The 21,815-nt window shown below is 45.2% G+C and carries 15 protein-coding genes and 5 tRNA genes; 11 read left to right on the top strand and 9 right to left on the bottom strand.

Annotated elements, in window-relative coordinates; genetic code table 11:
- Positions 1 to 11: 11 nt before the first annotated feature.
- Together vmeC and OH463_RS08785 are read right to left on the bottom strand one after the other, a co-directional pair.
- Complete coding sequence (vmeC, locus tag OH463_RS08790) at positions 12 to 1,118, bottom strand: multidrug efflux RND transporter periplasmic adaptor subunit VmeC (protein ID WP_005446353.1); 1,107 nt, start codon at positions 1,116 to 1,118, stop codon at positions 12 to 14.
- A gap of 18 nt (positions 1,119 to 1,136) precedes the next feature.
- Positions 1,137 to 1,718, bottom strand: coding sequence for a TetR/AcrR family transcriptional regulator (locus OH463_RS08785; RefSeq protein ID WP_005446352.1), 582 nt, complete (start codon positions 1,716 to 1,718; stop codon positions 1,137 to 1,139).
- Positions 1,719 to 1,888: 170 nt separating this feature from the next.
- Here OH463_RS08785 and rep point away from each other — a divergent pair, with 170 nt between their 5' ends.
- Positions 1,889 to 3,904 (top strand): DNA helicase Rep, encoded by a 2,016-nt coding sequence (rep, locus tag OH463_RS08780; RefSeq protein ID WP_009703181.1) that lies wholly within the window; start codon positions 1,889 to 1,891, stop codon positions 3,902 to 3,904.
- A 72-nt stretch (positions 3,905 to 3,976) separates the two neighbouring features.
- Here rep and OH463_RS08775 read toward each other — a convergent pair whose 3' ends face one another.
- Positions 3,977 to 4,390, bottom strand: coding sequence for a c-type cytochrome (locus tag OH463_RS08775; RefSeq protein ID WP_005446350.1), 414 nt, complete (start codon positions 4,388 to 4,390; stop codon positions 3,977 to 3,979).
- Between the two features lie 360 nt (positions 4,391 to 4,750).
- Here OH463_RS08775 and OH463_RS08770 point away from each other — a divergent pair.
- From OH463_RS08770 to OH463_RS08750, 5 genes are all read left to right on the top strand, one after another.
- A tRNA-Arg gene (locus OH463_RS08770) sits at positions 4,751 to 4,827 on the top strand.
- Positions 4,828 to 4,862: 35 nt separating this feature from the next.
- Positions 4,863 to 4,938 (top strand) — tRNA-His (locus OH463_RS08765).
- Between the two features lie 76 nt (positions 4,939 to 5,014).
- Positions 5,015 to 5,091 (top strand) — tRNA-Pro (locus OH463_RS08760).
- A 47-nt stretch (positions 5,092 to 5,138) separates the two neighbouring features.
- A tRNA-His gene (locus OH463_RS08755) sits at positions 5,139 to 5,214 on the top strand.
- A gap of 64 nt (positions 5,215 to 5,278) precedes the next feature.
- Positions 5,279 to 5,355, top strand: a tRNA-Pro gene (locus tag OH463_RS08750).
- 337 nt (positions 5,356 to 5,692) lie between these two features.
- Here the strand turns inward: OH463_RS08750 and OH463_RS08745 are convergent.
- On the bottom strand, positions 5,693 to 6,418 hold the full coding sequence (locus OH463_RS08745; RefSeq protein ID WP_269990989.1) for an HAD family hydrolase: 726 nt from the start codon (positions 6,416 to 6,418) through the stop codon (positions 5,693 to 5,695).
- Positions 6,419 to 7,104: 686 nt separating this feature from the next.
- Here OH463_RS08745 and OH463_RS08740 point away from each other — a divergent pair.
- From OH463_RS08740 to OH463_RS08720, 5 genes are all read left to right on the top strand, one after another.
- Positions 7,105 to 8,820 carry an ABC transporter ATP-binding protein gene (locus OH463_RS08740; RefSeq protein ID WP_005446346.1) on the top strand — a complete coding sequence of 572 codons (1,716 nt, stop codon included), beginning with the start codon at positions 7,105 to 7,107 and terminating at the stop codon, positions 8,818 to 8,820.
- 105 nt (positions 8,821 to 8,925) lie between these two features.
- Positions 8,926 to 10,479, top strand: a complete 1,554-nt coding sequence (locus OH463_RS08735) for an ABC transporter substrate-binding protein (protein ID WP_005446344.1) — start codon at positions 8,926 to 8,928, stop codon at positions 10,477 to 10,479.
- Positions 10,480 to 10,623: 144 nt separating this feature from the next.
- Positions 10,624 to 11,601: an ABC transporter permease gene (locus OH463_RS08730; protein ID WP_005446342.1), complete on the top strand. Its 978-nt coding sequence runs from the start codon at positions 10,624 to 10,626 to the stop codon at positions 11,599 to 11,601.
- A gap of 2 nt (positions 11,602 to 11,603) precedes the next feature.
- Positions 11,604 to 12,560: an ABC transporter permease gene (locus OH463_RS08725; RefSeq protein WP_009699069.1), complete on the top strand. Its 957-nt coding sequence runs from the start codon at positions 11,604 to 11,606 to the stop codon at positions 12,558 to 12,560.
- A gap of 161 nt (positions 12,561 to 12,721) precedes the next feature.
- Positions 12,722 to 13,708 (top strand): SPOR domain-containing protein, encoded by a 987-nt coding sequence (locus OH463_RS08720; protein ID WP_269990988.1) that lies wholly within the window; start codon positions 12,722 to 12,724, stop codon positions 13,706 to 13,708.
- Positions 13,709 to 13,766: 58 nt separating this feature from the next.
- Here OH463_RS08720 and OH463_RS08715 read toward each other — a convergent pair whose 3' ends face one another.
- From OH463_RS08715 to OH463_RS08695, 5 genes are all read right to left on the bottom strand, one after another.
- Positions 13,767 to 16,412: a hypothetical protein gene (locus OH463_RS08715; RefSeq protein WP_258455656.1), complete on the bottom strand. Its 2,646-nt coding sequence runs from the start codon at positions 16,410 to 16,412 to the stop codon at positions 13,767 to 13,769.
- A 248-nt stretch (positions 16,413 to 16,660) separates the two neighbouring features.
- Positions 16,661 to 18,202: a hypothetical protein gene (locus OH463_RS08710; RefSeq protein ID WP_017817150.1), complete on the bottom strand. Its 1,542-nt coding sequence runs from the start codon at positions 18,200 to 18,202 to the stop codon at positions 16,661 to 16,663.
- A 4-nt stretch (positions 18,203 to 18,206) separates the two neighbouring features.
- A complete protein-coding gene (locus OH463_RS08705; protein ID WP_005446332.1) occupies positions 18,207 to 18,779 on the bottom strand; it encodes a sigma-70 family RNA polymerase sigma factor in 573 nt (190 codons plus the stop codon).
- 2 nt (positions 18,780 to 18,781) lie between these two features.
- Positions 18,782 to 20,257 carry a hypothetical protein gene (locus OH463_RS08700; protein ID WP_053050452.1) on the bottom strand — a complete coding sequence of 492 codons (1,476 nt, stop codon included), beginning with the start codon at positions 20,255 to 20,257 and terminating at the stop codon, positions 18,782 to 18,784.
- 31 nt (positions 20,258 to 20,288) lie between these two features.
- On the bottom strand, positions 20,289 to 21,641 hold the full coding sequence (locus OH463_RS08695) for a serine/threonine-protein kinase (protein ID WP_069218276.1): 1,353 nt from the start codon (positions 21,639 to 21,641) through the stop codon (positions 20,289 to 20,291).
- Positions 21,642 to 21,815 lie beyond the last annotated feature (174 nt).

Raw genomic sequence — 21,815 nt, 5'->3', positions numbered from 1 at the left:
GATGCCTCCAATTAAAGCATTGGTGTTTCAGCAGGTGGTGTCAGTGCTGCATCTTCAACGATAGTCACTTTCGCGTGGTTACTTAGACGGATTTGACCCGATGTGACCACGACGTCACCTGGTTTCACGCCTTCTAGGATATGCGCGATGTCTTTAGTACGCTCACCCACTTTCACAACGTGCTGTTTAACGCGTTTTTCACCGTCTTCTTCAGTCACGATGTAGACGTTGTCGCCGTAAAGCGTAAACGTGATAGCCGTTTGTGGCAGCGTTACTTGGTTCTCTAGCTTAGGCAGAATGATGTTTGCACGCGCGAACATACCGCTGCGAAGTTTGCCATCGCTGTTAGGAATGTCGGCTTGAACTTGGATCAGACCACTTTGAACGTTAACTGCTGGTTCAATCGCTGAGATAGAACCTTTGAAAGGCTTATCAGGGTAAGCATCAACAAAGATGTCCACTTCTTGGTCTAGCATGATGCGAGAGATGTCCGTTTGAGGAACAGTGAAACGTAGACGCATCACGCTGGTGTCTTCAAGACGAACGATATCGGTACCTGCTTGTAGGTACTGACCAAGATAAACATTACGAATACCAACCACGCCAGCAAAAGGCGCTTTGATTTCACGGCGGTCAATGGTCGCTTTCAAGCTTTCGATGTCCGCTTTAAGTGAGAAGTAGTTTGCTTCAGCTTCGTCGTACGCTTCTTTAGAGATAGAGCCTTTTTTGAAAAGACCTTGGTAGCGTTTGTACTTAGCTTGAGCTGCTGGCAGTTTTGCTTGTGAGCTCTTAAGATTTGCTTTTTCTACCTCAGAGTCCAGAAGAACCAAAGGTTGGCCTTCTTCAACTTGAGTACCAGAGTCGAAAGAGATCTTATCGATCACGCCGCTGGTTTCGTTCGCAACAGTGACACCTTGGTTAGGTTCAATGAAGCCGATTGCCTCGATAACAGGAACCCAATCAACCGCTTTTACTTCTGTTACGGTTACTGGGAATTCTGGTTCCGGACGATTCGCCATGTATTCAGCAATTTTCTGTTGCTTGAATAAATTGAAACCTATCACGCTCCCGAATAGGAGAATCGCGATAAGCAACATAAAGAAAGTCCACTTTTTCATTCTATTAAGAACTCCAAGTTAGTGTTTAATAATTGCATCCCAGCTAGCTTCAACGGCTGCTTCCAGCGCGTCTTCATCCAACTGATAAAATCCCAAAGCATGTTTTCTAGCAAGCGCAACACTAGCTTCGAAACTCAACCCTGAAAGAATCTCGTTATCTAGGAGTTTGAATACCCCTTCCGCCTTACCTTGATCGAAAAGACGATCTACTTGGGCAAACATTTGCCTTTCAAGTTCCCGAGTTCCTTTACGATTTGTACAAGGTAGTGATTCATATTGGACACGGTTGCTTAAGGTGTCTAAATTTGAACCAGCAAGGTGCCAAATATTGAGCCACATGGTGCGGTAACGCTCTTTCAGAGGCATATCGTCATGAACATCCGCTTGAACGGCGTCCGCAATACGTTTGGTAACAGTAAGGCGAACCTCTTCCAAAAGATGTTCTTTATCTGAGAAATATCGGTAAATCGTGCCCGCTGCGACACCTGCTTCAGTTGCGAGCTTTTGCATGGAAAGACCATGAAAGCCCGACTCAGCGATTAAGCGTTCGGCAGCTGCAATGATTTGCTCGTATTTATCTCCAGTAGTGTTATTGGTCATAACCCCACCACCCAATGAATGAACGTTCATTCATTATAGCGTAAAGAGTGGTCGCTTATGCAACAAAATGTTGCAACTCTCTGTGTAAAAATTACGTGAAAATGACCGTAGCTTTCACACACTCACCCCTTTATCATAGGCGCCACTATTTCCACCCGCAGAGAATTTTTATGAAGCTGAACCCAAGACAAGACGAAGCCGTTAAGTACGTATCAGGCCCATGCTTGGTACTTGCGGGTGCTGGCTCGGGTAAAACTCGTGTAATTACCAATAAAATTGCTTATTTGGTTCAGCAGTGTGGCTACAAGGCGCGTAATATTGCTGCGGTGACCTTTACCAACAAAGCTGCACGTGAGATGAAAGAGCGTGTAGGGCAGACATTAGGCAAAGCTGAATCGAAAGGCTTGATGGTCTCGACGTTCCATACTTTGGGGCTAAACATCATCAAGCGCGAGTACAAGCACCTTGGTTTGAAAGCGGGCTTTTCTTTATTTGATGATCAAGATCAGCTAGCGCTGCTTAAAGAGCTGACAGAAAAGCAGCTAGATGGCGACAAAGATCTGCTGCGTCAGTTGCTAAGTTGTATTTCCAACTGGAAGAACGACATGCTGACACCAGAGCAAGCCAAAGCGTTGGCTCAAGGTGAGCAACAACAACTGTTTGCTTTCTGTTTTGAGATGTATCAGAAGCAAATGAAGGCGTACAACGCGCTCGACTTTGATGACCTGATTTCTCTGCCAGTGCAATTGCTACGTAACAATGAAGAAGTGCGTCAACGTTGGCAGAACCGCATTCGTTACTTATTGGTGGATGAGTATCAAGACACCAACACCAGTCAATATGATTTGGTGAAGTTAATCGTTGGTGAGCGCGGTCGTTTGACCGTAGTAGGTGACGATGACCAGTCTATTTATTCATGGCGTGGTGCTAAGCCGCAAAACTTAGTATTGCTTGGTGAAGACTATCCTAACCTGCGTTTGATCAAGTTGGAGCAAAACTACCGTTCGACGAGTCGCATTCTGCGCGCAGCTAACATTTTGATTGCGAATAACCCGCACGTGTATGAGAAATCGCTGTTCTCGGAAATTCCTGACGGTGAAAAACTCAAAGTGTTGCTGGCGAAGAACGAAGAGCACGAAGCGGAGCGCGTAACGGGTGAATTGATTGCGCACAAGTTCCTAAACCGCACCGAATATAAAGATTATGCGATTCTATATCGAGGTAATCACCAATCGCGTTTGATTGAAAAATCACTGATGCAAAACCGTGTACCATACAAGCTATCTGGCGGCACATCGTTCTTTGCTCGTGCCGAGATTAAAGACATCATGGCTTACCTGCGCGTGTTGGTGAACCCAGATGATGACAACGCGTTCCTACGTATCGTAAATACACCGCGTCGTGAAATCGGTCCGGTCACACTAGAGAAGTTAGGCAGCTATGCCAACATGCGTGGTAAAAGTCTGTTTGAAGTTAGCTTTGAAATGGGATTGGAGCAGCATCTTACTGGTCGAGGTTTGGAAAACCTGCGTCGTTTTACACAGTGGTTAGTTGCGATTGCCGATCAAGCCGAGCGTGGTGATACCGTTGAAGCGGTACGTTCACTTGTACGTGATATTCATTATGAAGATTGGCTGTATGAAACGTCAGCAAGCCCGAAAGCGGCGGAAATGCGCATGAAGAACGTTTCTGATCTTTACTCGTGGATTGTTGCTGACTTAGAAGGTGATAACTACGACCAAGAAGAAAAGACGTTAAAAGAGGTGGTTCAGCGTCTTACACTGCGCGACATGATGGAACGTGGTGAGGAAGATGAAGACAGTGATGCGGTGCAATTGATGACACTACATGCGTCGAAAGGCCTCGAGTTCCCATTTGTTTACTTGATTGGTTCGGAAGAGGGTATTTTGCCACACCAAACCAGTATTGATGAAGACAACGTCGAAGAAGAGCGTCGATTGATGTACGTAGGTATTACGCGTGCACAGCGCGAGCTGACTTTTACCATGTGTAAAGAGCGCCGACAGTTTGGTGAATTGATCAAGCCGACCCAAAGCCGTTTTCTCGATGAGCTGCCATTTGATGACGTTGAATGGGAAGCAAACAAAAAGCCAGTATCAGCGGAAGAGCGTATGGCGAAAGGTCAGGCACATATTGCCAATATCCGTGCAATGTTTAAAAAGTAGTCACGGACGGTTCTAATTTGTCAAAAATAAAAAGGCTTGCCACGCGGCAAGCCTTTTTCATTGATGTCTTTATTATAGACCTTCAATCATGTGGTCGATGGCTGCGATGATTTCGTCATCAGAACAGTCCATACACGTACCTTTAGCTGGCATCGCGTTGAAGCCTTGGATTGCGTGGTTGGTCAGTACGTCTTTGCCTTGTGCAATACGAGGTGCCCAATCGCCAGCATCACCAGTTTTTGGTGCACCGTTCACGCCAGATGAGTGACAAGCAATACAGAAGGTACCGTAAACTGCCGCGCCATCACGTGGACCAGTTGGTTCTGCTTTTACTGGTTCCGCACCTGCAAGGTAAACATCACCGACAGGTTTGATGCGTTCTGCGATCGCATCGTATTCAGTTTGGCTGATGTCAGAAGCTAAAGCTGCCGTAGAGAAAGTTAAGGCAGCGAACAAAACGCTAATCATTCGTCGAGACATATCCATTAAACCCACTTCACATTCCGAGGTAAGTGACTTACCTATTTATATAGTTAGAGTATTTAGAGCTGTTGGATAAAGTTTTAGGTGATTGCTTCTATAGTGAGCAAAAAACCTTATCTAACAGTCTAGAGTGATTGAACAACCAAGTTGCAGCTGTTAAATCAATGTAAATAATGGGTGATTATATCCCGATAACTTGTTGCAATAAACAACAAGTTATCCATGACAGGGCGTGAATCACATCAAAAATTCACTTTAAAGGCAGATAACTGTCGAAAAAGAGACCAAACGAGAAAAAAAGTAAAAAAAGTACTAGACGGCATAGTGTGATATCCGTATTATTCCTCTCCGCCGATGGGGCATGCGCCCGTAGCTCAGTTGGATAGAGCGTTGGCCTCCGGAGCCAAAGGTCGAAGGTTCGAATCCTTTCGGGCGTGCCATTCCGGAATACAAATTAAAGGCACGAACAATAGTGGTGGCTATAGCTCAGTTGGTAGAGCCCTGGATTGTGATTCCGGTGGTCGCGAGTTCGAATCTCGTTAGCCACCCCATTATTTCGGTAACTCATTAAATTAGTGAAGTTTCCAGTTTTGATTCAAATATCCCAAGAGTCGAAACAAAATTCGTCGGTGAATAGCGCAGCTTGGTAGCGCATCTGGTTTGGGACCAGAGGGTCGGGGGTTCGAATCCCTCTTCACCGACCACTATTTAGTTTATGGCTATAATAGAGCGGTAAACAGCAAAATTGATGGTGGCTATAGCTCAGTTGGTAGAGCCCTGGATTGTGATTCCGGTGGTCGCGAGTTCGAATCTCGTTAGCCACCCCATTAATTTAGGTGACTTCTTAGTTGAAGTATCCTGTCTGATTTGAGAGAATCAGAAAATACAGTTCGGTGAATAGCGCAGCTTGGTAGCGCATCTGGTTTGGGACCAGAGGGTCGGGGGTTCGAATCCCTCTTCACCGACCACTATTAGAAAGCCTGCTTTTTAGCAGGCTTTCGTCGTTTTAGAGCTTATGATCTCGCTTGGACTAGATGAGTCGGCAATATTTCAATGGATTTGAACCCATATGGGGTTCGCCTGAAGTTAGAATATGGCTCTTCATCGACCAATATTTAAAGCCTCAGTCGAAAGACTAGGGCTTTTTTGTATTTCTCACCCTAAAAAATCTGCATTCCGTTTCAATATCAGTAAACATGTACAGCTCTGGAAGGTTTTGGTCACCTATGATCTAAATGCGATTCGAGCTGATAAAAGAAACCCCAGCACGTTGGCTGGGGTTTTGTGTTTCTTGAATTAAGCGCTTTACTGAGCGAGCGTTTTTAGGATTTCATTCAGCTCAACCGTCTCTCGCACTTGATAGTTGGGTTTGATATTGGTTGGATTTTCCGTACCTGTTGCGTTTACCCACACGCTCAGAATACCCATATTGTTGGCACCCGCAATGTCTGCTGGTAGAGAGTCGCCAATATGAATCACCTCTTCTGGCTTTGCATCCACAAGGTTGAGTGCTTTGCGGAAAATGCTGGCTGCTGGCTTCTCTTCTGGCTCTTCCCCACCGACGATAATGTGATCAACCCATTCGCTCATTTGTGTTGCTTTGAGTTTTGGGTGCTGTGAGAAGATTGGACCGTTAGTTATCACCACTAATTTGTAGTGTTGACGTAGCTCGGTCAGCATCTCTTTTACACCTGGGAAGAAGTCAAAAGCCCCCATGCGAGCCGAGTCAAAATAGCTCTGCGCCTGTTGAGCCTTTTCTGTATCAATCTCTATACTTTGCTCTGCCAAGATGGTCTGAATTAAACCGCAGCGGAAGGCATTTTCATCTGGCAGTAGAGCAATAAGTTGAGGAAATTCGTTATTGAGCTTTTTGTATACGCCTTGCAAGTAGCGCTGAACAAAAGCAGTTGAATCGGCGACTTGCGGGTAAGTTTGAGCAATCCAAGCAGCAAATTCTTGTCCTGCCACTTTATCGGCTTGAGATGTGCCGCATAACGTTTCGTCCATATCAAAAAATATCGCTTTAAGCACAGGGGCTCCTTCATTCACTACTCGATGTTGGAGCTTGATTATCGCTGATCTCACTCAAAATGACAGTGGAAAGCGTAAAACTGATGGCTGAACTTCTCTTTTCCCCCACCAAAGCTCCCAGTTCGGAGAGTGTTTTAAATCCATAGAAAATTAGCTTAATCACAAAATCGCATAACAGACGCATAACTTGGGGTAGGTGACAGATTTCATTTGTTTTGCTGAACTGCTCACGTTTTCGCCTCTGTTTACTAGAGTGAATTTTGGCTTTTTATGTATGCAGACTATTTTGTTAGTAACATTTTATGTCGAAATATCCCAATAAGAACGGAATATTGTTTGGTTAATGTTAATAATGACGCGTGAATAATAGGGATACTATCAATAGTGACTTTATGCGTAATTTTAGAGCATTTTTCTGTTTTTATTGGTGCGTATCGCACAAAAATGGGGTGTTATGAAAATGGTTAAATACTTGTTAATGCATTTCTATTCGCTCATTGTGCGTGTAAATAATGTTTTTTCGGCGGAATATACTTTAATTGTTGCTTTTTTGTGTAATTTTTGCCAAATTGTCTCCGCATTAAGATTTCAGAGTATTATTCTGAATTTGAACGGATTCATTCAGGTGATGAATGGCGCTTTTATTGCGCGATTCGATACCACAGACAAGGCAGTAGAGGTCTGAAATGTCACTATTAGAGGTGAAAAACCTTCGTATTGAATATCCATCCCGTCACGGTGTCCATGCGGCCGTGAAATCGCTTTCTTTTCATATCGATCGTGGCGAAATTGTGGGTGTTGTTGGCGAATCAGGTGCGGGTAAATCCACCGTTGGTAACGCCGTTATTGATTTGCTTAGTCCTCCGGGACGTGTTGCTAGTGGCGACGTGTACCTTGATGGGGAGAAAATTTCTGGTTTAACACCGGAAGCGATGCGTAAGGTTCGCGGCTCTAAGATTGGCTTTATCTTCCAAGATCCAATGACCTCACTTAACCCTCTATTTACGGTTGAGCAGCAATTGAAAGAGACCATTCACGCCAACATGAAGGTGTCGGATGAAGAGGCGTATCAACGTGCGCTTTCTCTAATGCAGCAGGTTGGCATTCCTCAACCTGAAAACCGTCTTAAGCAGTATCCGCATCAATTTTCTGGCGGTATGCGTCAGCGTGTGGTTATTGCTATCGCTTTGGCTGGTGAGCCAGACCTTATCATTGCCGATGAGCCAACGACAGCGCTCGATGTATCTATTCAAGACCAAATCCTAAACCTTATCCGCGAACTGTGTATCAAGAACAACGTAGGTTGTATGTTGGTTACGCACGACATGGGCGTGGTTTCAAACGTGACTGACCGTGTGGCGGTTATGTACCGTGGCGATTTGGTGGAGTTTGGTCCTACAGCTAAGGTATTGGGCGACCCTGATCACCCATATACGCGCAGCTTGATTTCTGCCGTTCCGCGTTCTGATGTAAAGCTCGATCGTTTCCCATTGGTGAGCTACATCGAAGAAGCGACAGAGTTACAAGAGCTAGACATTAAGAATCACTGGTTGGGTCAAAGCCAAGACCAACGTGAGTACACAGGTCCTTTATTGGATGTGAAGAACGTTAACCTGCGTTTTGTAACCAAAGATTCATTGTTTGAAAGCCGCCGTGAATACGTGCAAGCATCAAACAATGTTAGCTTTGAAGTGCATGAAGGTGAGACGTTTGGTTTGGTGGGTGAATCTGGTTCAGGTAAATCGACCATCGCACGTGTGATTGCTGGTTTGTATGAACCAAACTCAGGTCAAGTAAGCTTTGAAGGCATTGACCTGACGGCGCTTAAATCGGAAAAAGCACGCCGCCCATTGCGTCGTCAGATGCAGATGGTTTTCCAAAACCCATATACCTCAATGAACCCGCGAATGAAGATTTTTGACATCATCGCGGAGCCAATTCGTTTCCATAAGCTAACGAAAAATGAAGCGGAAACGCGCCAGATTGTGAATGACCTACTTGATCACGTAGGTTTAGGCAAAATGGCAGGTGTGAAATACCCTCATGAATTCTCCGGTGGTCAGCGTCAGCGTATCTCAATTGCGCGTGCGCTGGCGACCCGCCCTCGATTACTGATTTGTGATGAACCAACATCTGCGTTGGATGTATCGGTACAGGCACAAATTCTAAACTTGCTGAAAGATCTGCAAAGTGAACTGAATCTCACCATGCTGTTTATTAGTCACGACTTACCGGTTATTCGTCAGATGTGTGACCGAGTAGGTGTGATGCAGATGGGTACGCTACTGGAAGTGGCTCCGACAGAGCAATTGTTTACTGCTCCTCAGCATGAATACAGTAAGAAACTGATTTCTCTGATGCCTGAATTCACAGGTTTGAGAGAAGAAATCAAAACGGCATAAACCAAGTTTTTCGCTTGGCTGACCATCAAGGTCAACAAACCTTAGTCATAACAAAGACGCAAACACAACAAGGGATTCGAATTCCCGCATGAAGGAGTTATGCAAATGAAAACCATGAAAAGCAAGTTAGCAGTGGCGCTAATGGCAGCAGGTCTAAGCTTTAACGCATTGGCAGCAGATATCAAAGTTGGCTATGCAGCTGACCCAGTATCTCTAGACCCGCACGAGCAGCTATCAGGTGGTACGCTGCAAATGTCACACATGGTATTTGACCCTCTAGTTCGTTTCACACAGGACATGGACTTTGAACCTCGCCTAGCGGAAAGCTGGGAGCGTATCAATGATACGACGGTTCGTTTCAAACTTCGCCAAGGCGTTAAGTTCCACTCAGGCAACGACATGACAGCGGATGACGTTGTGTGGACTTTCGAACGTCTACAAAGCTCTCCAGACTTCAAAGCTATCTTTGACCCGTACGAAAAAATCGTGAAAGTGGATGATTACACGGTTGATCTAGTGACTAAAGGGCCTTACCCGCTAGTGCTACAAACAGCAACGTACATCTTCCCAATGGACAGCAAGTTCTACACGGGTAAAACCGAAGATGGTAAAGACAAGTCTGAGCTAGTGAAGCATGGTAACTCATTTGCATCAACACACGTTTCTGGTACTGGTCCGTTTATCGTGACGGCTCGTGAGCAGGGCGTAAAAGTAGAATTCGAACGTTTCAAAGATTACTGGGATAAAGAGTCGAAAGGTAACGTAGACAAACTGACGTTACTTCCGATCAAAGAAGACGCGACTCGTGTTGCAGCACTGCTTTCTGGCGGTGTTGATATGATCCACCCAGTAGCGCCAAACGATCACAAACGTGTGAAAGACGCAAAAGGTATCGATCTAGTAACACTACCTGGTACGCGTATCATCACGTTCCAAATGAACCAAAGCAACAACGAAGCACTGAAAGACGTTCGTGTGCGCCAAGCGATTGTTCACGCAATCAATAACGAAGGCATCGTGAAAAAAATCATGAAAGGCTTCGCAACAGCTGCTGGTCAGCAAAGCCCAGCAGGCTACGTTGGTCATGATGACAAACTGGTTCCTCGTTACGATCTTAAGAAAGCAAAACAGCTGATGAAAGAAGCGGGTTACGAGAATGGCTTTACGCTAACGATGATTGCACCAAACAACCGCTATGTGAACGATGCGAAAGTGGCACAAGCGGCGGCGGCAATGCTGTCTAAGATCGGCATCAAGGTTGACCTGAAGACTATGCCTAAAGCGCAATACTGGCCTGAGTTCGACAAGTGTGCGGCAGACATGTTGATGATCGGTTGGCACTCAGATACTGAAGATTCAGCAAACTTCAACGAGTTCCTAACCATGACACGTAACGAAGAGACAGGTCGTGGTCAGTACAACTGTGGTCATTACTCTAACCCAGAAATGGACAAAGTGGTTGAAGCGGCAAACGTAGAAACGGATCCAGCTAAACGTGCAGAAATGCTGAAAGGCGTTGAAGCAACGTTGTACAACGACGCTGCATTCGTACCGCTACACTGGCAAAGTGAAGCCTGGGGCGCGAAGTCTAACGTGAAAGCTGCAGACATCGTTAACCCAATGGTAATGCCTTACTTCGGTGACCTAGTGGTTGAATAATCACGGTTAGTCGATGTTGAGGAGGGATGGATGTCCCTCCTCAACTCTACGTACTCGGCTCAGTTTTGTTTCAGTCGGACTGAGTTGTTTTTAGACTGAATTTTCTCTCTGAATAGAGATCTATGGATAGTTAAGGGGCAAGGAATGTTTTCGTTTCTGGTCAAGCGCCTGTTTCAGGCACTGATAGTGATGTTTGTGATCAGTTTGGTGGCGTTTGCCATTCAGGATAACCTGGGTGACCCGCTACGTGAGCTTGTAGGTCAGTCGGTTTCAGAAGCGGAGCGTCAAGCGCTGCGTGACGAACTGGGCCTGAACGATCCCTTTATCACAAAGTACACTCGCTTTGTGAGCAATGCGCTACAAGGTGATTTAGGTACGTCTTACTTCTTCAAGCGACCTGCAGTTGAGGTCATCCTCGATAAGCTGGTGGCTACATTAGAGCTCGTGTTTGGTGCGACGCTCATTATCATTGTTTTCTCTATACCGCTTGGGGTGTATTCAGCGATACATCCGAAGAGTATTTTTACAAAATTCGTTATGGCGATGAGTAGTGTCGGCATCTCGATTCCGGTGTTCTTAACCGCAATCATGTTGATGTACGTCTTCTCCATAGAACTCGGTTGGCTACCTTCCTTTGGACGGGGTGAAACGTCTAATATACTCGGATGGGAGTCTGGCTTCTTTACCATCGATGGTATTAAGCACCTGATCCTGCCGTGTATTGCACTCGCATCTATCATGCTGCCGTTGTTCATCCGTTTGGTGCGTTCAGAAATGCTGGAAGTACTGAGCTCTGAGTACATTAAGTTCGCCAAAGCGAAAGGCTTGAACTTACAAAAGATTTATTACCAACATGCACTTAAAAACACCATGCTACCTGTATTGACGGTCGGTGGTGTGCAAATTGGTACCATGGTGGCATACACCATTCTGACAGAAACCGTGTTCCAATGGCCGGGTACTGGCTTTCTTTTCCTAGAGGCAATCAACCGTGTAGATACACCGTTGATCACTGCCTACGTTATCTTTGTTGGTCTGATCTTCGTGGTAACTAATACCATCGTTGACTTGCTGTACGGCATCATCAACCCAACTGTGAACCTAACTGGAAAAGGAGCTTAATCATGAGCCAATCAAATGTAACACCAGCTCCTGTTGCCGCACCGTCAGCCTGGCAGCGTTTCAAAGAGTCGGACTTCTTGTATTACTTCAAGCGCGACAAAGTTGCGATGGCAAGTTTTACCGTCTTCATGATGTTTTTAGTCTTGGCTGTAGCAGCACCGATTCTAGCTCCAACTGACCCATACGATTTGACGTCCATCGACATCATGGACTCAGAGCTACCTCCATCTTGGATGGAAGATGGCGATGAGCGTTTCGTATTGGGCACTGATGAGCAAGGTCGTGATATTTTGTCGACCATTCTTTACGGCTCTCGTTTATCTTTGACGATCGGCTTCCTCGCGGTTGGTCTTCAGCTTATGCTGGGTATCATCATTGGTTTGTCAGCAGGTTACTTTGGTGGTCGTATTGATAGTTTCTTGATGCGTTTTGCTGACGTTCAGCTGTCGTTCTCGACCATGATGGTTGCGATCATCGTGTCAGCTATCTTTAAAGCCAGCTTTGGCAGTGATTTTTACAGCCAATACGCGGTAGTCATGCTCGTCGTGATCATTGGTGTGGCGGAGTGGCCGCAATATGCACGTACCATTCGTGCTTCAGTACTGGCTGAGAAGAAGAAAGAATACGTAGAAGCGGCACGAGTGATGGGCTTTAAAGCACCGCGAATTATGTTCCGTCACATTCTTCCGAACTGCCTATCACCAATCTTGGTTATCTCGACGGTACAGGTAGCAAACGCAATCATGTCAGAAGCGGCATTGTCATTCCTTGGTCTAGGTTTGCCAGTAGACCAGCCATCATTGGGTGCACTAATCAGTATTGGTTTTAACTACATCTTCTCTGGTGCGTGGTGGATTACCGCCTTCCCAGGAATCGTGCTAGTGACATTGGTACTGGTGATTAACCTACTGGGTGACTGGTTACGTGACGTGTTCAACCCGAAAATCTACAAGGGTTAATGACGCGATAAAATCGACGTATTATTTGCCTATTTAATAAATTTCTTTCTAAACTGAGAGCCGGATGCAATTCCGGCTCTTTTTTTGCTTATCACTTTTTATGCATGTTTTATTGACGCTCTGTCGCGATAATTTCATCACCTACTGTTTAGAGTGAAGCTATGGAAATGAAAAAGGCACTACATTCCTCCCGTACCGTCCAATCTGGCTTGAGCCTTGGGCTGCTGGTGGCGTGCGCTCAATTTTCGACTCCGGTTTTGGCGAGTGAATTTCTTTGCCAAGCCTCTCAGGCCAGCAATAAAGAATTGCCTGTGCTTGAGCAATCTTGCCCGATCGGTAAAGGGCTATGGGGAAAGAAAGTGCCGCAAGGAGGCAATGACTTCTTCTGGATCCAGTGTGGTCTATTGCCAAAACCGATGTCTTTAGCCAAAGCAAAGCCGATTTATGGCAAAATCACCACCGATGTTTGGATGAAGCCAGAACAAAAAGGCTATCGTTGCCTCATTGGTCCTTATACGGAATTTGCTAAAGCATCTCAGGACTTGCAACGAGTCAAAACCTTGTCGACCTATAAAGAAGCATTTATTCGTGTGGTTGGTAAAGGTGGCACAGTCCCTGCGAAACAGACTAAGCCAATGACCAAGCCGGTGGCAAAACCTGTAACACCTGTCGTACCAGCTGCTACTCGTGCTAATACGGACGCGTTTAAGACAAAAGATGCGCCTGCGAAAGCTGCGCCAAAGCCAAAGTCGCTAGAACCAGTTGCCGCTAAGCCTGCTAAAATGACCAAGCCAGCTCAACCAACTATCAAGAATGACAACGTTGAAGTGCGTTTGAAAACGGTACTGAAGGGCAAGACATTTGTGGTGCCGTATTTAATCGAGAACAACAACCAGTTCTACATGGAACATGGAAAACCATGGAATCGTCTTAGCTACTCAAGCTCAATGAAAGTTTGCCAACAGCTAGGAATGCACTTAGCAACTGTGTCAGAGTTTAAAACATTGCGCGATTCTGGCGTGATGGAGAAGAACAAGTGGCCTTTGCAGTTACCTTACTGGGGTAAAGATAAAAAGGGCTTGTTTGCTGACCGAGAGCCAAATCAGCTAACGGGCACCTCGTTGCTTAACGTGATTTGCGTGAAGTAAAAAATGGATTAAAAAAGCCCCGCAAGAGCGGGGCTTCGTGTTTATGAGCTTCTAGTTATCACTTTTCAAAACTAAAGATAATGCGTTCTGCTTCATCAGTACGCTCTGGAGTGGCTTCGATAGTGTAAAGCCCCGCAGGAATTGCTGCTGAATGATCTAAAGGCATGAAATCGATGTAACAAGAGCCTTCAGCATCTCTATATTGTGGTTGGCTGCTGAAGTAGTTGTCAGCACTGTAGCTGTCACCGTGAACTTGGATACGACCGTAGTCGAGATAGATATCTTGTAGGATTTCACAAGTTTTTGCATTACGACCATAGATTGAAGCTGAAGTGTATGGGCTGCCTTGGTAATCAAATTGCTGAACGATGCCAGAAACTTTTAGTTCAGTTACCACAATATCATTTGCACCTTCTTCAGATGGCATCGCAATGAATGTTTCACGGTCTACCCAATTCGCATCTTCTTGAGATTCGCTAACGTCATTGTTAAGCGCTTCTTCTACATATTGAGCATTTGTGTGGTAAGAATACAGTTCTGTTGACTTCTCATCGCCTTCTTCATCTGTGAATGACACAAGGAAATGCTCGTCGTCGTCAAAAGAGTGTTGTTTGATGACATCCAATGTCATTTTCATACCATCTTCTTGGGAGATAATTTTGTCACCAACGATTGTGTATGGAACACCTTCTGTAAACTCTGACATGTCTGTGTCACAAGTTGATAGATTGTCGCTATCTCGATCGTTCCAGTACATCGTTTTCGTGTTCGCATCTAGGTAGATTGAATCACACCATCCTTTAGCGAAGTTGGTACCGTTGTGACCAATTTCTACGAAATGTAGGAACTTACCTTCTAGCGGATGTCCTGCAGGAGGAGGTGTTACGTCATCTGCTGGTTGAACGTTGGGCAGTGTGATCGTTACGTATTCAGAAATTACGGCATCGTCAGCATCTGGGTTTACACCTGCCGCAATCACGAATGAACCGTTTTTCGTTGCACTAGTTGGTGTGCCAGAAACCGTCAGTGTGCCGTTGTTATCAACATTGACTTTTAGACCCGGAACGGTTGTTGCGTACTCATCTTCTTCTGTACCAGCGTAGTATTCGATTGCACCTGACGTGTGCTGAGCTTCAAAGACTTCAGTAATATTGAAATCTGCATCAACAGCTTCACCAACTTTTAGTGTTGTTAGCTGTACTGTGATTTCTTGTTGAAGTTCTGCAAGATCACCGCGATCAATTTCAATCGATGCTTCAGGTTGTTTTTCAATGTCATCTAGCTCGAAGACTTTGTAAGTCGTATTGATACCGTCAAATGCAGAGATCGTGATTGTTTGACCTTCAGGGTAAATGCGAGATGGCTTACCTGTGATTTTCAGCTCAGTCTGACCTTGTGTTTCTACAAGTTCAAGTACTAAGCCATCAACAGATGTGTATGCTTTAAATGCAAGCTTTTCGTCGTCAGAGAACAAGTTGTCAATACGGAATTGTTCATTCTGAACTTCAACACCTTGGTATAGCTCAATACTGTCAATCCACTCTTCGATTGTATCAGCGGCTTCTGTGTTGATTGTTGGCGCTGGATTTTCAACGTTTACTTGTAGGTCGAAAGCGGTTGTTACAGCACCAAAGGACTTATCTTGTTCTTGTGAGTTGTAGTCAGTTGCCGTTAGCTTGATTTGGTAAGCAGGACGAACTGGAGTTAGCTCACCTGAAATCGTTAACTTGCCACCATTGATAGCCGTAGTTGTTAGATTTTTGACCACAGAACCATCAAGTGTGATGACGCTTACTGTGATGTCGATGTTTTTGTTATCGTCATCTTCAAAAAGGGCAAGATCGCCAGCAGCAAGAGGCAGTTCTAAATTGATTGAGTGGCTATCAAGAGGCTTCAGTTCTGTATTGATAGCTTTTACAACGCTCTCATTTGCAAATAACTTGCTGTTGATAACGGGTTCGCTAACTACGCCATTGTTGACTTCAATAACTGGTTTGAAGTTTGGATCATCTAGTTTGTCTGCGTTGTTTTTATCATTAACGACGTCAGTTGCTTTATCGGCAATTGCAATAGCGGTTTCTGCAGAGTAGCTGTCTTTTGCTTGTGCTTTAGACTCGGTTAGAATCTGAGCCGTTTTATGTAAAGCGGTATTGTTAGCGGCGATTACATCAGTAAATGCAGTATCACCCTCGATACCTAATGTCTCATTTACTTTGTTTTTCGCTGCTTGGATTTTTTCTGGTGTTGGGTTAGCACCAGCTTGGATTGCAACAAGGTCAGTCAGCGGAGAGATAACTTTCTCACCCGGAAGTGTACGGAATACAACCTCATGAGCCATAGCTTGGGTTGGGTTGTCCATATCAACCGTGTATGTGCCAGCAAAAAGTTGTGGATCGCGAGCAATCAGTTCAGCTTGAACAGTACCACCCGGAATAATGGTTTGAATCGCAAGGTTCTTTTCAGCAGAGTATTGTTTGTCTGTTAGCGTCACCTTACCCTCATCATTGGTTAGACCAATAATTGGGTCGTTGCTATCTAGCTTTCCATTGTTGTTTACATCTTCAAAAACGACTGCTTCTTTGAAGTAGCCATCAAAGCCTGTAATCACTACACCAGAGTTGTTGTTGCTTGAACCACTATCTGAACCACCACAACCGGTTAGCGCGATAGCCACTGACGCTGCTAGTAAACTCACCTTATTCATTGTTTATTTGTCCTTGTTTCGTTTCCGAATGAGAAAGTCGCTTTTTATTGTTTTATTTTCTAATCTCACTAGTGAGATTAGAAAAGCTGCGCATTTTTAATCGGATTTGGAAGCGGCTTCAAGACACGGAAAACCAAAGAAAAACCGTAAAAATTTTTGGAATATTTTTTCTTGGAATTTCTATCAATAAAAATATCAATTAACTTTAAATTTAGGTCTTTATAAACAATGACTTGTGTTGTTTTGGTTTATTTATAGGCTGCTGTATTTTTTGGGTAGTGGTAAATCATGTTTATTTTTAGCTCTTCTACTTTGCTCGCGTACTGAGGAAATGGGCGTAGGATGTAGCTATAAACCTCCCCCTGAATAAACTCATCATTAGCATGATAATCATTGTTGAAGTAGACATAAGCGTATGCGGATGGCTTAGGTGCAGTCGCGCAATCGGTATTATTGGAGTAAGAAATTACCTCGCTAAACATCCCTTCACCTGCAAGGATTGAGGTGTCCCAAAACTGACAGAATTCATGAGCAAATAAGTCGCTATTAGACGTGACTATGTTGAGATCTGAGTCGAAACCGTCGTAATACTCACCACCTTGAGCATGCCTTCGGTCAAAAATATAGTTACCCGCGAGCGCATGGCGATAACCGCCGGCAGTCGGAATGAGCAGATCAAATAGGGCGGACTGATACAGCTCTTTTCCTGTATTGACGTTCAAACGCTCTTCCATTGAGCGCTTGTTTTTTTGCATGGTGTAGCTTTCGAAACGATTGTTATCAAAGACGGTAATAAAGTAGTTCTCAGTGTCTTTGTGAACTCGTGACCGGTAGGTTTTCTTCGTAGTCCAGATCTGACGGCTACCTTTGATGTGGATGATCAATGAGTCATCACTGATCTGGTATTCCCCGACTTTATTCAGCTTATGCTCGTCTGGGCAGCGAGTTTTGTTGCTTGAAGCAGCATAAAAAACTTCATCATCAATGAATTTAAATGCTTCACAGTACACTACTTCGTAAGGGTACTTGCGTCCACCGAGCAACGTTGTGGTTTCAAGGCGATATACCACACCATCAATGAGCGGATGTTCTGTATCGTTCTGCTCTGCAGTGACTGCTGGCAGCTCGAAGCGTGTCGTGACCCAAGCGTGATCTTCTGTCCCGTGGTGGTCATCACGTGCAGAGACTGCCAAATATGTGGTTTGGTTGAAGTCTTTTGGCGCGCCTTGCAGCATGATTTGCCCTTGGTTGAGAACGCTCAGTCCGTTGGCGTTTTCTAGCCAAATTCGCGTGGTGAGTAAGTCTCCTTCTGGATCTTCGAACAGCTGTTCCAACCCTAATGAGTAGTTGATAGGGTTGTTTTGTGTCAGTTCCCAACTATAGATAATGGTTTGTAATTGCTGCTCAACCGCTAGGTTTATTATCGGCTTGCCGTTCTCTGTTGCATCGTCGTGTGCAGATTCACTGATGTAGGTTATCGTTAGGTTTTGGGAGTAATTGGCCTCCAATGATCCCAAGGCATCTTCAACCTGATCAGGACGGTCTGACAACGTGGATTCAAGCGCTTTTTCAAACGCCAGTTCATTGCTTCTTTCCAATGCAGATGCGGTGAGTGCCTGTTTTACTTCGATAAGGGAAGTGCGTTCTCCGTGAGGCGTATTTCTCTTTTTCTCGTTATTATTCGCTGGTTGTATGTTGGCAGCCGCAGCTGTGGTTTGCTCGTCTGTTAGCCAGTAAAGCGCCATCAAGCAGGTACTCAATGCACCTGCAATCCAGTATTTCTTCTTCATGATTTTACGCGTGTGCCATTCTTGATTGCAGCCAACTGCGGGAGAACTTAAGGTCTTTTTCAATCAAACTGGCGCTGCATTCGAGCAGTTCACAGATCTCTTGGTTTTTCATGCCCATCAGATATTTGAGCTTTAACGCGTTGGATTGGCGCGGGTAGCGCACACTAAAGTTATCGAGTGCTTTATCCATGATGATGAGTTGCTCGAAGCGATCTTCTTCTTCTTTCATTAGCGTGATGTGTTGGCGTTTTTGCGCTTGATGTGAGCGAGCGTTGTCGATCAGGATTTGGCGCATTACTTTGGCTGCCATTAAGAAGAAATCGCGCTTGGTTTCAATCTCACTCATGTCGCAATTAGACATCTTTAAATACGCGTCATGGATCAGAGCTGTGGTGCTGTTTACGCTGTCCGACAGTACCTTATTGTCGGTTCCGTATTTCTCTGCGTTGCGCTCGCGTTCTTGTTGAGCAATTTTACGCAGTTGTAGGTAAGCGAATTGGTACAACTCACTTTCCGCCTGTTTATCGCCTGCTTGCCACTGTTGGATAATTTGCGTCAGAGTAGATTTAGAAGTCATGGCTATACATCCTCACTTACTTTTACAAACTCAGAGATGGAATAGGTTTCAACGCGATCAGAACCATCGCGATTACGGCTAATGTCTTGTTGGTAACGATACAAAATGCCTTGCTCCCAGCTTTTGCCTGCAGGTAGGTATTCCCACGTGGTGTAGTTGATTTCCGCTGGGGTTGGTGACCAACGCACCATCACGTTCATTTGCGCGAGTTCAGCACTTGGTTGGTCATTGTTGACCCACCACATGTCCAAATACTCGTTGGTGACATCTTGGGTGTATAGACTGGTATCTGTAGGGCAGGCAACGGCATCGACAGGTAAACGCAACACTTGGTTATGACGCATTAGTAGACACGACTGCTTCATTGAGTCTTGTAGGTATTGAGTTTGTTGCCATACACCTTGGTAGGCAATTTCGCTATCGACAGAGTCAGGATAGGTAAACCACAACATCTCAGTACGGTTGTGGTGCTTAACGTGCTCGTTTGGTCCCAACCCCTGTACTTTTTCCATTAATAGCTGGGTGCTCGGATCGAAGTTGAGTGCAACCGATCGATATTTCCAATCGCCTTCATCGTCATAATCTTCTAACGAGAAGCCATTAAGGTCGCTACGGGTACAGCCTGAATCGGCGCATCCGACCAAGCTTTCCCATTCAGAGAACTTTTCAATCGGTTCGACAATTTCTTCGGTTACGCTCTGGTTAAGTGCTAGGAAACAGCCTTGGAAGTAGTCGCCAACACTTGGATGTTGAATCAGGCTCTCTTTAGTGATGGTGAAGTTAATCTCGCCAATTGGTGGGCGGTAACGCGGGTGGTGTTGATAGCGAATATCGAATGCACAGGCGCGACCCTGCCAATCCTTTTTCTTGATGATGATGTTCTTAAATCGCACGTCACGAGGCTCAAAAATGATCTCATTTGAGGCGAAGTTCTTTTCGATGTAGCGTTGGCTTTCATTTAGATGTTCAACCGCTTCTTGCACCGAAACCCAATCCAAATTGAGTTGGTGTTTGGCGTCATCTAGGAAATTGAGGTCGAGACGCTTGAGCTGTGCTTGGAAGGTTGGATCGGATAATACCTTGTTGATTAGCACGATTTCTTGACGGTTTTCCGGAGTGCTGTCGAGAGAGAGCAACAAGCGGGTCATATTGATGCTGCGACTGGGTTTTGTGGTCGCCATGGTCGGTGTGAGCACTTCTTGGCTCGACATTGTGGTGAGCAAGTAGCCGTTATCGTCATTGCCGAGGAAGAAGCTGATGACATCGCCAGGACGATACTGAAATGCGCCTTTGTTTGTGTGACCAGACAGGTTGGAACTGGTTTTGTAATACAGACCAGTTACCGGTGAATCGATGAAGAAACCTTGTTTTATGGTAGGCGCTGTCGCTTCTGCCGACGGAGTCGTAGAAGTAGAGTTCGCCCATGCTGGTACTATCGCTAACGCAGACAACCAGATCGCAATGGAACGTGTGTACATTTTAATTTTTAAGCCTTTCTTATGTTTAGCCTTACTGTTGAGTGCGGTCCTTTGGTGCACAATTTGGCTGACAACTTATTGATTTAGTGAGGTGCTTCTCTGGCACCGGTGTCATCATCGCCAACAGCATTTTCTGTTTTATGTGTTTGGGGATATCTGGGTTAGACAGAATCCGCCTGCGTGTCAGTTCCATCATGGCACTGACGGACATATGCTCGACGTTTTGCCCCTTGGCATGAAAGACAAGGCGCGTCACTTCGTACATGATGTCTTCTGCAATCTTCTTCTCTTGTTGCAGTTGTATGTTCTTTTGAATCAGAGTGTTACCAAACAGCAAACCAGATAACACTAAGATTGCGGACAACAGCGATGGCAGCGGTCGGCGTTGTACTAAACGAAGCGTACTGTACAGTGGCCAGTGCTTCTTTTGCTCTATTGGGCGTCGTTCTAAAATACATTCAATATCTTGGCGCAGTGTCCGAACATTGAGGTAGCGCTGCTTTGCTTTCGCTCGCGTCGCGCGTCTCACCACCCAATAAATATCTGACCATATTGGCTGATCAGGAAACATCAGCGCCAGAATCTTACCTAGTGAATACACATCACTTTGCTCAGTCAAAAACGCTCCGGCTTGCTGTTCTGGGCTGGCGTATTTTTCACTGAAGGCAATTAATGCCGGAGACGAATTATCACTGTTTGATTGCACCTTTTGTGTCAGGTTGAAATCGAGCAGTTTTGGTCGTTTATTGCGATCAATTAGGATGTTTTCTGGTTTGAGATCCGCATGCAGGACCTGATGCTGGTGGGCGTGTTCCATTGCCTGACAAATCTGCTTAAACAGCAACAACTTGTCATCGTCTTCCATTGGCGTGAGCAACAAATACGAGTCTAAGGTCTGACCAAAAACGCGTTCCATCACGATGTAAACCGAATCACCGTGCAAGCCGCCATCAAACACTTTGGCAATGTAAGGATGGTTCAAACGAGCCAGAAGCTGAGCTTCATCAAACAGCGCGCGTTTGCCTAATACATTACTGAGATTGGTTTGGATGAACTTGATCGCAAGGTCTTGCTCGAACGTCTCGTCAGCGCGCAGTGCCGCATATACGACCCCCATACCTCCACGCCCTAACTCGTGGGTGAGTCGGTACTTGCTAACTTCTTCGCCCGTTAGGTCGACCTCTTGTTTGGTTGCCAAATTCGCGCCGAAGCCGAGCAACTGTGTCAGTTGTTCTTCTTCGTTTTCGCTAGCTAAAAGAGGAGCGATTTGGAGGTAAAGCTCAGGTTGACTCTGCTGCAATTCGTTGAGGTATTGCTGCTTTTGAGAGTCGTCCAGATCAAGCAGGTGATAGTAAATCTGGGTTTCGCTAGAGCCTAACTGCACTGTACTTCGTATCTTATTGTTTTAGGTACGCTATTTTATAAGAAACTCAATATTAATGTCATTTATTTATTCAGCTTTGAATCACAATGTTGGAATTGCAATTTGATGGTTATTTGAGCGGTAAGGTTATGATTTTATTAATGATGTAGCAGATGGATTTTGCCGAGCTTGTCG

Origin of the sequence: Vibrio sp. NFR (assembly GCF_027587095.1) — a bacterium.
Taxonomy (GTDB): Bacteria; Pseudomonadota; Gammaproteobacteria; order Enterobacterales; family Vibrionaceae; genus Vibrio; species Vibrio harveyi.
This window is presented reverse-complemented; position numbering and strand designations above follow the sequence as displayed.

What these genes read in the sequence shown, in the direction of transcription:
- vmeC (WP_005446353.1), bottom strand. Translation starts at nt 1,118, where the DNA reads ATGAAAAAGTGGACTTTCTTTATGTTGCTTATCGCGATTCTCCTATTC.
- OH463_RS08785 (WP_005446352.1), bottom strand. Translation starts at nt 1,718, where the DNA reads ATGACCAATAACACTACTGGAGATAAATACGAGCAAATCATTGCAGCT.
- rep (WP_009703181.1), top strand. Translation starts at nt 1,889, where the DNA reads ATGAAGCTGAACCCAAGACAAGACGAAGCCGTTAAGTACGTATCAGGC.
- OH463_RS08775 (WP_005446350.1), bottom strand. Translation starts at nt 4,390, where the DNA reads ATGGATATGTCTCGACGAATGATTAGCGTTTTGTTCGCTGCCTTAACT.
- OH463_RS08740 (WP_005446346.1), top strand. Translation starts at nt 7,105, where the DNA reads ATGTCACTATTAGAGGTGAAAAACCTTCGTATTGAATATCCATCCCGT.
- OH463_RS08735 (WP_005446344.1), top strand. Translation starts at nt 8,926, where the DNA reads ATGAAAACCATGAAAAGCAAGTTAGCAGTGGCGCTAATGGCAGCAGGT.
- OH463_RS08730 (WP_005446342.1), top strand. Translation starts at nt 10,624, where the DNA reads ATGTTTTCGTTTCTGGTCAAGCGCCTGTTTCAGGCACTGATAGTGATG.
- OH463_RS08725 (WP_009699069.1), top strand. Translation starts at nt 11,604, where the DNA reads ATGAGCCAATCAAATGTAACACCAGCTCCTGTTGCCGCACCGTCAGCC.
- OH463_RS08720 (WP_269990988.1), top strand. Translation starts at nt 12,722, where the DNA reads ATGGAAATGAAAAAGGCACTACATTCCTCCCGTACCGTCCAATCTGGC.
- OH463_RS08715 (WP_258455656.1), bottom strand. Translation starts at nt 16,412, where the DNA reads ATGAATAAGGTGAGTTTACTAGCAGCGTCAGTGGCTATCGCGCTAACC.
- OH463_RS08710 (WP_017817150.1), bottom strand. Translation starts at nt 18,202, where the DNA reads ATGAAGAAGAAATACTGGATTGCAGGTGCATTGAGTACCTGCTTGATG.
- OH463_RS08705 (WP_005446332.1), bottom strand. Translation starts at nt 18,779, where the DNA reads ATGACTTCTAAATCTACTCTGACGCAAATTATCCAACAGTGGCAAGCA.
- OH463_RS08700 (WP_053050452.1), bottom strand. Translation starts at nt 20,257, where the DNA reads ATGTACACACGTTCCATTGCGATCTGGTTGTCTGCGTTAGCGATAGTA.